Below are 10,646 nucleotides of genomic sequence, written 5' to 3'. Positions count from 1 at the left end.
GCGTGATGGTGGCGCATTTGACGCCGACGCCGTACTTCTTGATGGCGTGGGCTGCATCCACCGTGACCTGGTCGTTGGTGGCGTCGCGGTGCTCGACGCCGAGATCGTAGTACTTCAGGTCGATGTCGAGATAGGGGTGGATCAGCTTGCCTTTGATGAAGTGCCAGATAATGCGGGTCATCTCGTCGCCGTCAAGCTCGACGACCGGATTGGCAACCTTGATCTTCGCCACGGGTGGCTCCTGCTTGATTTAGACACTGGCGGTTGTCCCGCCCTAGAACTACACTGCAGCACAATGTGCTGCAGTGCTTAAGCCCCTCGCCCGTTGTTTGATGTCACATACACGGGCTTCGTAGACTAGACGACCATGACTTCGATCTTACCGACACCTTCGACGAAGCCTTCGAGAACGTCACCGCGCACGACCGCCCCGACGCCAGCGGGCGTGCCGGTCATGATGATGTCGCCCGGTTGAAGGGTGAAGAGACCCGACAGATAGGAGATCATCTCCGGCACCTTCCAGATCAGTTGATTAAGGTCGCCCTGCTGACGGACCTGACCATTGACCTTGAGCGAGACAGCGCCCGAGGTCGGATGGCCAATCTCGCTCGCCGGGACCAGCGGGCCACAGGGAGCGGAGGCTTCGAAAGCCTTGCCGACTTCCCACGGGCGCCCCAGCTTCTTGGCCTCCCCCTGGAGGTCGCGACGGGTCATGTCGAGGCCGACGCCATAGCCGAACACGTGATCGAGCGCCGCTTCCACGGGAATGTCCGTACCGCCCTTGCTTAACGCCACCACCATTTCGATCTCGTGGTGCACGTCCGATGTCTGGCTCGGATAGGGGAACTTGCCATCGGTCACAAGGTTGTCCGGGTTTTTCTGGAAGAAGAACGGCGGCTCCTTGGACGGGTCATGTCCCATCTCGATCGCGTGCTCAGCATAGTTGCGGCCCACGCAATAAATACGGTGAATGGGGAACAGCTTGTCACTGCCCTGGACGGGCAAGGTTGCAATAGGTGCCGGCTGAACTACGTAGTCAGGCATGGCGATAGGTGCATTCATCATCTTACTCCTGCGTAATAGTCGACTTTCTTCTCGATGTATTCGATGGCCGCTGACATCAGCATCGCCGCAGCGAAGAGGATGATCGTCAGCGCCCAGAAGTTCTCCATGTCAAAGCTGCGTGAATAAAGTTCAAACAGTTCGCCATAACCAATGATCGCCACCAGAAGCTGGCCGATCACAACACCCTTTACGCCGCGCACTAGACCGAGTCTGATCCCTGCAAGGATCTCCGGCAGTGCGGCAAGGAGAACGATTTTTCCGTAAAGAGCGAAGGTGGAGGCACCATAAGAGCGCCCCATCTCAATAAGCGATTTCGGCACATGCTGAATGCCGGCTCGTGTATCCAACACGATGATCCATACCGCAAAGAGGAACACCGTGACGATAACTGTCGTCTCGCCCATGCCGAACAGGATCATCAACACCGGAACCAGAGCCGAGAGCGGCGCACTGACGAAGATGTTGACCCAAATGCTGAACAGTTCATCCACCGCCTTGAACCGCCCCATCAGCACCCCGAGGCTGATGCCGACCACGACGGCCAGCGCCATACCGACTGCGAAACTGTGCAACGTGATCATTGCAGCCGCCTGCCAGGTACCGGTCTGCACCATGGCATAGCCAGCTACCAGCACGGCGGAAAGAGGCGGAACCAGAAACATTAGGCCGGATTGGCCGACAAGTTCCCAAATTCCGCACCAGACCAGGAGCGATGCCATCATGGGCACCCGATAACCGTAAAGTGTCATGATCGCCTCCTCAGTCCACGTAGTGCTTGAGGCCCTGCCAGATCTCCTCAACCGTGTCGAGATAGCCCTGATCACGGCGGATGGCATCAGGTGAGGCTGTGCGATCGACTTTCGGTTCGATGATCTGTGAGACGCGGCTCGGCCGGCGTGACAGGAGAACAATGCGATCCGATACGTAGACAGCCTCTTCGATACTATGCGTGACGAAGATGAAGGTCTTGCGCTCCTTCTCCACCAGCCGCAGCAGGTCTTCCTGGAACTTGCGGCGGTTCTGCTCATCGACCGCCGAGAACGGCTCGTCCAGCAGTAGCACTTCTGCATTGACCGCGAAGGCACGGGCAAGACCAACGCGCTGGCGCATGCCGCCGGAGAGCTCGTGCGGGTACTTATCCTCAAATCCGGTGAGACCGACCTCGGCGATGTAGTGGCGCGCGATAGACTGGCGTTCCGCCTTGCCCATTCCCTTCAGCTCAAGGCCGAAAGCCACGTTTCGCATCACCGTCGCCCATGGCATCAGGGCGAAGTCCTGGAACACGAAGGCGCGCTCTGGGCCGGGCCCCGTAACAGGCTTGCCGTTGACCCGCACCTCGCCGGAGGTCGGCTCGACAAGACCTGCAATGATCTTGAGCAGGGTGGTCTTGCCGCAGCCGGACGGACCGAGCAGTGTCGTGAGCTTGCCTCGGGGAAAGTCGAGGTCAATCGAACGTAGCGCTTCGACTTCTTTGTAGTTCTTACAGATGCTACGAACCTCAACAGCAGCAGACTCGGCTCGAGGGAGAGCATGGATAGAAGCAGTAGATGAAGTCATGTCAGCCTCTCCTTTTCTCCGGACGAAGTACGCGCACCTCGAATGCTTCCAAGGCTGCCAGCGTCAGGGTCGAGACCAGAATGATGGAAACAACAGCGGCATACATTTCTGCATAGTTGGCCACTGAGCGGTGGTAGGTGATCAGATCGCCAATGCCGGTCGGTGTGATCAGGAGTTCGGCCAGGATGACGCCGATGAAGCCGGCAGCGAGGCCCAAACGCAGGCCAGCAAAGATTACGGGGCTGGCATCCGGGATGATGATCTTGGCGATTTGCTGGAGCTTCGTGCCCTGGAACGAGTAGCACATGGCCACCAGCGAAGGGTTGGCATTCCGCACCGCCTTATAGCCATTCAGGACGACGACGGGCAATGCGAGCATAATGACGGCGAGGGTCTTTGCTGCCAGTCCGATTCCATACACGAAGGTGATGAGTGGAATAAGAGCTGCCATCGGGGCCGATTGCAGGACGATGAACAAAGGGGCCACAAGCCATTCAGCCGTGCGTGACAAACCCATCACGATACCCAGCGCCACCCCGACAGCCCCCGAAATGGCAATGCCGATGATCAGAGGCTGAAGCGTCGAGCCATAAGCGGCAAACAGGCTGCCATCGAACAGCATTGTAACGAATGCTGAGAGTGTCTCCAGAAAAGTCGGAAAGGCATAGCTGATCGGCACGCGTCCAGCGATTTCCCATATCAAGAAGAAGAGCCCCAGCGAGACCAATCGCGAGGCAATCGGATGTTGCGTGAATAGCCGGCCGAGGCTCAAGCCCCAACCTGCCGGCGAATGGACGGCCCGCGCGGGGCCGTTCACTTGGGAGGAAGCCATCATGTTGGCCACCTTACTTGGTGCCGACTTTCGCCAGAACGCGATCCAGCGAGCGGGTATCCCAGAAGTCCTCGACCTTCAGGCTTGCGGGCTCACCGGTGAGCTGACCCGAGAGGGTATAGAAGGCAAAGTCATCCTTGGCCGCCGCAGCGCCGCCGCCGTTGAGAGGGAACGCCTTACCCTTCGCGAGTTCTTCGAAGTACGGGCCGATCTCATTCACTTGGGCTGCAGGGAGGTCGGGCAGCAGCTTGTACTTGGCGCGCCATTCAGCGACAACGCTTGGCTTGTCCGTGACTTCACGCCAGGTCGTGACGATGGCCTCGACGATTTTGTCGACATCCGCGGCGTTCTTTTCAAGGAAGTTCGTGTTGGCAAACAGCGCTTCGTCCGTTGCGTTCACGCCCTCGAGCGGCAGGATCACGAACTTGCCGGGTGCCTGGGTTTCCAGCAAGCGGCGGCCAGACGAGTCAACGATGGAAGCCTTGACGTTGCCCTGCAGCAAGGCACCCGTACGAACCTCGGCGCCAGGAATGTAGCTGATCTTGGAGAACTTGATGCCCTGGCGCTGCTCCATCAGCTTCATGATGGCTTCAGTCCCGGAGCCGCGGGAGTGGACGGCTACCTCCTGCCCGTTCAAATCCTTCCAGGTCTTGTAGAACTCGCCATTCACCGCCGGATAGAAGCGCAGCGTCGAAAGCTGCATGAACATTCGGATGGGTGCCTTGACCTTCTGCACGAGGGCATAAGGCCCACCAACACCGATGTCAGCCTGTCCGCCAACGACGGCCTGAGCCGCGATATCTTCTGACTTCAGATAGGTCACTTCGATATCAACACCCTTTTCCTTGGCGCGCTCAAAGGCGGCCAGGAGATGCAGGGATTCCACGCTGGGGATATCGCCATAGACCACACGAACCTTGGCCGCTTCCGCAGCACCCGACAACATCAGCGCAACGCCGATCGCGAGCGCAGCGGTAGTGGCCTTCAGACCTGCCAACCTTTTGGACATTTCAAACTCCCGGGTTTTGGCGGTTTGTCCGCCTTCTAAGGCCGCGCTTTGCACGACCAATACGCTATTGGTTGCAATTGGGCGAACGACTGTCAAGCATTATTGTTCTTGACTATGTTGTTTCTGCGATTAAAAGATTCGACCAATTCGGAATTGGTTGAGAGACTAAGATGCTAGCTATCGATGAAGCAGGTTCCAATCGGAGTATCGTCACCCAGCTGCGGGCCTACCTTGCACAAGCGACACTCCCTGAGGATGGACGACTCCCTCCAGAGCGGGATCTGTCAGCGGCACTTGGGGTTACGCGAACTGAACTCAGGAAGGCACTCGGAACTCTCGAGGCCGAAGGCCAAATATGGCGCCACGTCGGCAAAGGCACCTTCATGGGCAACCGGCCTATGGATACCCTTTCGGACATTGCGGCCCTGTCCAAGCGGACCAATCCGGCCGAACTGATGCGGGCTCGCATGATCATCGAACCAGAAATCGCACGGGCAGCAGCGCTGACTGCAACACCAATGCATCTCGCCGAGTTGAGGATGTGCCAAGCCCGAACGCGTGAGGCCGCAACTTGGCGGCAATATGAGACCTGGGATACGCGTCTTCACCGCACTGTCGCCGAAGCAACCCAGAACACGCCGCTGCTTGGGCTCTTCGATATGCTCAACGCGCTGCGCCGGGCCGTGACCTGGGGCAGGCTGCGATCCAATCCCATCAAGCCAGAACCGGACCATCACAGCTTCACGGAGCATGAAACGATAATTGCGGCCATTGAGAACCGTGACATGAATGGCGCCGCCGCAGCGATGCGCACCCATTTGCAAAGCGTAGAGCGCAATCTCCTGGCGCGGCAGTCGAGTGAGGCCGACTGATACCCACGCACCGTATCCTCACTTTGGAGGGTACTGTCAGGTTGGTAACAAATCGGGGCCTGTGGCAGGGTGTCGGGTATGAGTACGACATCCAACCCGTACCGCGGCTACCGCTTTCCGGCTGAAATCATCAACCAAGCGGTCTGGTTGTATCACTGCTTCAGCCTGAGCCTACGAGAGGTCGAATTGATTATAGCCGCGCGGAGCATCGTGGTCAGCTATGAGACCATCCGTGAGTGGAGCCTACGCTTCGGACGGAGCTACGCTGCGACCCTCAAGAGGCGACCGCCAAAACCCGGTGACAAGTGGTTTCTGGACGAGGTTTTCGTCCGCATCCGAGGCAAACTGCACTACCTCTGGCGGGCCGTTGATCAGCATGGAAACGTGCTCGACGTGTTGGTCCAGAGCCGCCGTAACACGAAGGCAGCCAAGCGCTTCTTTCGCAAGCTGCTAAAGGGTTTGTGCTGCGTGCCAAGGGTGATCGTGACGGATAAACTCGGATGCTATGGCGCCGCCAAACGCGAGATCCTGCCGGGTGTTGAACATCGCCAGAGCCGATACTTGAACAACCGCTGTGAGGTCTCACACCAACCGACCCGACGGCGGGAACGCCACATGAGGCGCTTTAAGTCAGCTCGGCATGCCCAGCAGTTCCCCTCAACCCACGGCCTGAGCCACAACCATTTCCAGCTCCACCGTCATCTTCTGTCTGCCAATGAGTACCGCGCCGCCCGCGAGTGCGCTTTCGCCACTTGGCACAATGCGACCGGTGCTGCCCTCGTATAGTAGCTTAGACCGACCTGACGGCTCCGCCCACGCCAGCTTTGTCCATTAGGCATCAACTTGACAGTACCTGCTTTTGCCCGAATTCAGCCTTCTGCCGCGTCTCCGCGCACCACGCCCGAGGCGACCAGTTGGGCGTACCGGGCGTCGTCGATCCCGATCTCCGCCAGCAGGGATCGGTTGTGTTCGCCGAGCTCGGGCGCAGGTGTCCGGATTGCTCCCGGAGTGCCCCCGAGCCGCGGAACGACGTGGTGCATCGGCAGGGTGCCCATGTCTGCGTCGGGGTAGTCGGAAACGACCTCCCGCTCTATGAAGTGCGGATCCTCAAGGATCTGCGAGGTGTCGTAGATCGGTCCGATCGTGACCTCGGCAGCCTCGAAGAATGCAACATTCTCCGCCTGCGTCCGCGCGACGATGAAGGCCCCGATGATCGCATCCAACTCCTCGGCGTTCCTGACCCGGTCGGCGTTCGTCCTGAACTTGGGGTCGTCGATGAGGTCGGGCCGACCGATGGAGCGGAACAGGCGCTCGGCCATCTTCTGGATCGATGCCGAGAGGCTGACGTATCTTCCGTCCTTGCAACGGTAGGCGTTGCGCGGGGCTGAGTTCGTCGAGCGGCTTCCGGTCCGCGGCTTGAGCTTGCCCGTAAGACGGTAGTTTGCGGACTGGGGGCCGAGGATGGAGAAGAGCGGGTCGAGCAGCGGAAGGTCGATGACCTGTCCCTGCCCGCCTTTCAGCTCCACTTCCCGAAGGGCGATCATGGCTGCCGAGGCTCCGTAAATGCCTGCGATGCCATCGGCCAGATACATCGGGGGAAGGACAGGTTCCCGGTCCTCGAAGCCGTTGATAGCCGCGAAGCCGGAGATGCCTTCGACGACGGTGCCAAAGCCGGGCCGCTGGCTGTAGGGGCCTTCCTGGCCCCAGCCCGAGATCCGTATGATCACGAGCTTCGGGTTGATCTCCAGCAACTTCTCGGGGCCGAGTCCCATCTTCTCAAGCACGCCCGGGCGGAAGCTTTCGATGAACATGTCGGAGGACAGGACGAGCGCCCTGACGATATCGGTCGCCTGCGGGTTCCTCAGGTCGAGGCAGAGGCTCTTCTTGTTGCGGGCGTAGATCTTCCAGTGCGTGCTCACGCCCTCGGTCTTCCATGCCCGAAGCGTGTCGCCTTCGGGCGGCTCCACCTTGATCACGTCGGCTCCGAAGTCGCCAAGCATCTGCGTGAGGACATTGCCTGCGAAGAGACGCGACAGGTCGAGGATCCTGACGCCGTCCAAGGTTCCGCGCATCTCAGGGCGGTAGTCTCTCTGGTGGAGTTTAGATGCGGCCATGTCAGCGGACCTCCCCGGATCGGGCGGGATCGAATTGCTCTGCGAGGGCGACGATGGAACGCGCGCTGACGAGGAACGGCTCGTCGATCATCTGTCCGTCGACCACGAAAGCCCCTACTCCCTTGGCCGCGGCCTCTTCCGCAGCCGCCAGGATGCGGCGGGCCTTCTCGATCTCGGCCGGACGCGGCATGAAGCACTCGTTGGCGATCGGAACCTGCGTGGGATGGATGCAGCTCTTGCCCGCGAATCCGAGGCTGCGGGCTTCCTCGCATTCCTCGCGGTACCGTTCGGGCTTCGCCACCACGGCGTAGGCACCGTCGTAGGCCGGGATCCCGGCCTCAGCGGCCGCCAGGCGAATGGCGAGGCGAACATGGCTCAGGGCGGAGGCGTTCGAACGGTCAATGCCGCAGGGTTCGAACAGGTCGGCATAACCGATCTGGAGACCGACGACGCGGGGGTCCGCCGTCGCGATCTCGGCAGCGAGGCGCAGCCCCTTGGGTGTCTCGATGTTGGCGAGAATGCCGATGGGGCGCTCCGCGCCCGCCTCGGATTCAAACCGGGCAAGGACATGGACAGCCTCGCTAACCTCGTCGCCGCTCTCCACCATCGGCAGGTTGAGGACGTCGAGACCGGACCCGACGATCTCCCTGAGGTCATCCTCAAAGAGGCCGCTTGACAGACCGTTCGAGCGGACGACCAACACCTTCCCGTCATTCGTCGGCTGGTTCCGCAGGAAGGCCCCGACTGCGGCCCGCGCTTCCGCCTTGCGGTCCTTCGCGACCGCGTCCTCGAGGTCGAACGACAACGCGTCGGCGGCGGAGGCAGCCGCCTTGGCGAACAGTTCCGGACGGGAGCCGGGAACGAAAAGCTTGCTGCGCATCGGACGTTGCATGAGATGCTCCCCGGTGTCAGAGATTTGTGGGCGGGCACCATTGATGCCCGCCCGGACCTCAGATGGTGTTCGTCACTTCAGGAGACCGAGATCCGCCAATCCGGTCTTCATCATGGTTTCCTGTTCCTTTAGGAAGGCAGCGTATCCTTCGGGACCCTCGTAGGAGCCGATCCAGCCGTAACGCGCGAGGCTGTCTTTCCACGCCTTGGTCTCGACCATCTTGGCGATGGTGTCAGCCAGTTCCTTCTTCTCGGCTTCGGAAGCCTTCTTGCTGCCCATCAGCCCTCGCCAGGTGCCGTAGGCGACATCGACACCCTGCTCCTTCAGCGTCGGGACATCGAGGCCTTCAAGACGCTCGCCGGAGGTGATCGCAAGGGCGCGGAGCTTGCCAGACTGGACCTGCGTTGCGAACTCGGGAATGCCTCCGACGCCCACGGTAACATGGCCGCCGATGATGGAGGCGATCTGCTCCCCGCCGCCGGCATAATTGATCGCATTGGTCTTCCTCGCGTCGCCAGAGACCGCCTTCATGATCTGCCCGGCGATGAGGTGGTCGATGCCTCCTGCCGAACCGACTGCCCAGGTGATGCTGGAGGGATTGGCCTTGATCTTGGCCGTCAGCTCGGCCAGCGACTTGATGTCGGAGTTCGCCGGAACCACCAGCATGCTGTACTCCTTGAGCAGCAGCGCGACGGGCTCGGCATCGTTCAGGGTTACGGGCGGCTTGTTCGAGAGGATGGCGCCGACCGTGGTCGCTCCGATCGTCAGCAGGGCGGGGCCTCTCTTCTGCCCCGATACGAGCTGGGCGAGACCGATGGTGCCACCGGCACCGGGAACGTTCAGGACCTGGATACCGGAAGCCAGGCCGGCCTCGTTCAAGGCCGCCTGGACGGCGCGGGAGGTCTGGTCGAAGCCGCTGCCGGGGTTGGCCGGAGCGATGATCTCGAGACTCTTGATCTCGGCGCTGGCGGGTGCTGCTGCGGCCAAGGCCATTGCGGCGACGGCAAAGAGTGCGGTTCTGCGGCGAAAGAGCGTCATGGTTTCCTCTCTCCTTGATGGCCGAGGCCCTTAGTGCGGGCCTCTTTCCTGCCGGACCAGGTTGGCGTGATCCAGCCCGCCCAGAATATGCGCCCTCGATACGATGGGAAAAGCTGGCCTTTCCCACCTTCAGAAGATAGATTTTCCAAGTAATGGATACTGAGTTCCTCAGGACTTTCGTGGTCGTCGTCGAGGGCGGATCGATCGCCGAAGCCGCCCGCCGCCTCAGCCTCACGCCTGCCTCCGTGGCGTTGCGAATCCGCACGCTGGAGAAGGAGTTCGGGACACCCCTTCTTGCCCGATCCGGACGGACTGTGATGCCGACGGAATCGGGGCGCTCACTCACGGAACTGGCCCGCAGCCTCCTGCACGACGTCGCCAATCTGAAGTCTGCGCTCACAACCGAGACCGCTGCGGGGGAACTGCGGATCGGCGCGGTGCCGACCGCCATCACGGGGTTGATGCCGAAGATCCTGACGACCATTCAGACGTCACATCCGAGATTGGAGATCCAGATCGTTCCAGGCCAGTCGGCCGAACTCCATTCCAAGGTGCTCAACGGCGAGGTGGACGGGGCCATCCTCATCGAACCCTACTTTCCCATGCCGAAGTCCTGCGGGTGGGCGGTGCTGCGGGAGGAACCGTTGCAGGTGATCGCCCCCTCGTGGATGCTCGGACGGGATGCCCATGACGTCCTGGCCACCGAGACGTACATCCGCTACGGGCACGGCGTCTGGGGCGGCCGCCTGGTCGAGAACTATCTGAGCCGTGCCGGTATCAGGCCGCGCGAGCGCTTCGTGCTCTCCACCCTGGACGCCATAGCGGTCATGGTGGATCGGGGCCTCGGCGTCTCCCTCGTCCCAGATTGGTCGCCGCCGTGGCCGGAAGGTCTGACCCTGGCCAAGCTGCCCCTTCCCCTGCCGACGGAGCCGCGGCGGCTGGGCTTTCTCTGGATAAAAGGTTCGGCGAGGATTCGATTGTTGAGAGTGTTCCTCGAGAAGGCTGTCGCATCCCTTCGCTGAAGCACGCCGTTAAGTTGCGTAATCAAACAGCCACAGTACCCATCGACCATGCGCAGTCCACAGCGACGATTAGTGACACGATGAGGAGGGTCTGGATTGGGTCTTGGTCGTGTCAAAACGCTTTGGCAGAAGTCGGATTGCGACGTTCCACGCTCCAAAGCCCTTCAACATCATCGGCGAGTGCGAACGGGCTGATTTATGACGGAACGAGGCTCTCAACGCCTGTAGGCGGTGTGTTCGACGCT

At 60.8% G+C, this 10,646-nt stretch carries 12 protein-coding genes; 3 read left to right on the top strand and 9 right to left on the bottom strand.

Annotated features, from left to right (window positions below; translation table 11 throughout):
* From KHP60_RS24455 to KHP60_RS24430, 6 genes are all read right to left on the bottom strand, one after another.
* Positions 1–232 (bottom strand): isocitrate/isopropylmalate family dehydrogenase (locus tag KHP60_RS24455; protein WP_311925344.1); only part of this gene is annotated, 232 nt, incomplete at its 3' end.
* Positions 233–357: 125 nt separating this feature from the next.
* Entirely contained in the window at positions 358–1,062 is a 705-nt protein-coding gene (locus KHP60_RS24450; protein WP_213566875.1) for a fumarylacetoacetate hydrolase family protein, read from the bottom strand.
* Positions 1,062–1,814, bottom strand: a complete 753-nt coding sequence (locus KHP60_RS24445; protein WP_213566874.1) for an ABC transporter permease — start codon at positions 1,812–1,814, stop codon at positions 1,062–1,064. Before KHP60_RS24445 ends, KHP60_RS24450 begins: the two co-directional genes overlap by 1 nt.
* 10 nt (positions 1,815–1,824) lie before the next feature.
* Positions 1,825–2,622 carry an ABC transporter ATP-binding protein gene (locus KHP60_RS24440; RefSeq protein ID WP_213566873.1) on the bottom strand — a complete coding sequence of 266 codons (798 nt, stop codon included), beginning with the start codon at positions 2,620–2,622 and terminating at the stop codon, positions 1,825–1,827.
* A gap of 1 nt (position 2,623) precedes the next feature.
* Positions 2,624–3,457 (bottom strand): ABC transporter permease, encoded by an 834-nt coding sequence (locus KHP60_RS24435; protein ID WP_213566872.1) that lies wholly within the window; start codon positions 3,455–3,457, stop codon positions 2,624–2,626.
* Between the two features lie 10 nt (positions 3,458–3,467).
* Complete coding sequence (locus tag KHP60_RS24430; RefSeq protein WP_213566877.1) at positions 3,468–4,463, bottom strand: ABC transporter substrate-binding protein; 996 nt, start codon at positions 4,461–4,463, stop codon at positions 3,468–3,470.
* Positions 4,464–4,633: 170 nt separating this feature from the next.
* Here KHP60_RS24430 and KHP60_RS24425 point away from each other — a divergent pair, with 170 nt between their 5' ends.
* Both KHP60_RS24425 and KHP60_RS24420 read left to right on the top strand, forming a co-directional pair.
* A complete protein-coding gene (locus KHP60_RS24425; protein WP_213566871.1) occupies positions 4,634–5,335 on the top strand; it encodes a FadR/GntR family transcriptional regulator in 702 nt (233 codons plus the stop codon).
* Between the two features lie 78 nt (positions 5,336–5,413).
* Positions 5,414–6,121 (top strand): IS6 family transposase, encoded by a 708-nt coding sequence (locus KHP60_RS24420; protein WP_213566870.1) that lies wholly within the window; start codon positions 5,414–5,416, stop codon positions 6,119–6,121.
* Positions 6,122–6,204: 83 nt separating this feature from the next.
* Here the strand turns inward: KHP60_RS24420 and KHP60_RS24415 are convergent, their stop codons facing one another.
* From KHP60_RS24415 to KHP60_RS24405, 3 genes are all read right to left on the bottom strand, one after another.
* Positions 6,205–7,449 (bottom strand): CaiB/BaiF CoA-transferase family protein, encoded by a 1,245-nt coding sequence (locus tag KHP60_RS24415; RefSeq protein ID WP_213566869.1) that lies wholly within the window; start codon positions 7,447–7,449, stop codon positions 6,205–6,207.
* A gap of 1 nt (position 7,450) precedes the next feature.
* A complete protein-coding gene (locus tag KHP60_RS24410; RefSeq protein WP_249689109.1) occupies positions 7,451–8,341 on the bottom strand; it encodes a CoA ester lyase in 891 nt (296 codons plus the stop codon).
* A gap of 72 nt (positions 8,342–8,413) precedes the next feature.
* On the bottom strand, positions 8,414–9,379 hold the full coding sequence (locus tag KHP60_RS24405) for a tripartite tricarboxylate transporter substrate binding protein (RefSeq protein WP_213566868.1): 966 nt from the start codon (positions 9,377–9,379) through the stop codon (positions 8,414–8,416).
* Positions 9,380–9,531: 152 nt separating this feature from the next.
* Here KHP60_RS24405 and KHP60_RS24400 point away from each other — a divergent pair, with 152 nt between their 5' ends.
* Positions 9,532–10,401, top strand: coding sequence for a LysR family transcriptional regulator (locus KHP60_RS24400; protein WP_213566867.1), 870 nt, complete (start codon positions 9,532–9,534; stop codon positions 10,399–10,401).
* The last annotated feature ends 245 nt before the right edge of the window (positions 10,402–10,646 follow it).

The sequence above is a fragment of the Microvirga sp. 3-52 genome (genome assembly GCF_018383585.1).
In the GTDB taxonomy this organism is placed as follows: domain Bacteria; phylum Pseudomonadota; class Alphaproteobacteria; order Rhizobiales; family Beijerinckiaceae; genus Microvirga.
The sequence above is the reverse complement of the archived record's forward strand: the minus strand, read 5'-3'. Positions and strand labels throughout refer to the sequence as shown.

Bases quoted from the DNA above. Each gene is read 5' to 3' on its own strand.
- KHP60_RS24420 (WP_213566870.1), top strand. From the start codon at position 5,414: ATGAGTACGACATCCAACCCGTACCGCGGCTACCGCTTTCCGGCTGAA.
- KHP60_RS24410 (WP_249689109.1), bottom strand. From the start codon at position 8,341: ATGCAACGTCCGATGCGCAGCAAGCTTTTCGTTCCCGGCTCCCGTCCG.
- KHP60_RS24425 (WP_213566871.1), top strand. From the start codon at position 4,634: ATGCTAGCTATCGATGAAGCAGGTTCCAATCGGAGTATCGTCACCCAG.
- KHP60_RS24445 (WP_213566874.1), bottom strand. From the start codon at position 1,814: ATGACACTTTACGGTTATCGGGTGCCCATGATGGCATCGCTCCTGGTC.
- KHP60_RS24405 (WP_213566868.1), bottom strand. From the start codon at position 9,379: ATGACGCTCTTTCGCCGCAGAACCGCACTCTTTGCCGTCGCCGCAATG.
- KHP60_RS24400 (WP_213566867.1), top strand. From the start codon at position 9,532: ATGGATACTGAGTTCCTCAGGACTTTCGTGGTCGTCGTCGAGGGCGGA.
- KHP60_RS24430 (WP_213566877.1), bottom strand. From the start codon at position 4,463: ATGTCCAAAAGGTTGGCAGGTCTGAAGGCCACTACCGCTGCGCTCGCG.
- KHP60_RS24450 (WP_213566875.1), bottom strand. From the start codon at position 1,062: ATGAATGCACCTATCGCCATGCCTGACTACGTAGTTCAGCCGGCACCT.
- KHP60_RS24415 (WP_213566869.1), bottom strand. From the start codon at position 7,449: ATGGCCGCATCTAAACTCCACCAGAGAGACTACCGCCCTGAGATGCGC.
- KHP60_RS24435 (WP_213566872.1), bottom strand. From the start codon at position 3,457: ATGATGGCTTCCTCCCAAGTGAACGGCCCCGCGCGGGCCGTCCATTCG.
- KHP60_RS24440 (WP_213566873.1), bottom strand. From the start codon at position 2,622: ATGACTTCATCTACTGCTTCTATCCATGCTCTCCCTCGAGCCGAGTCT.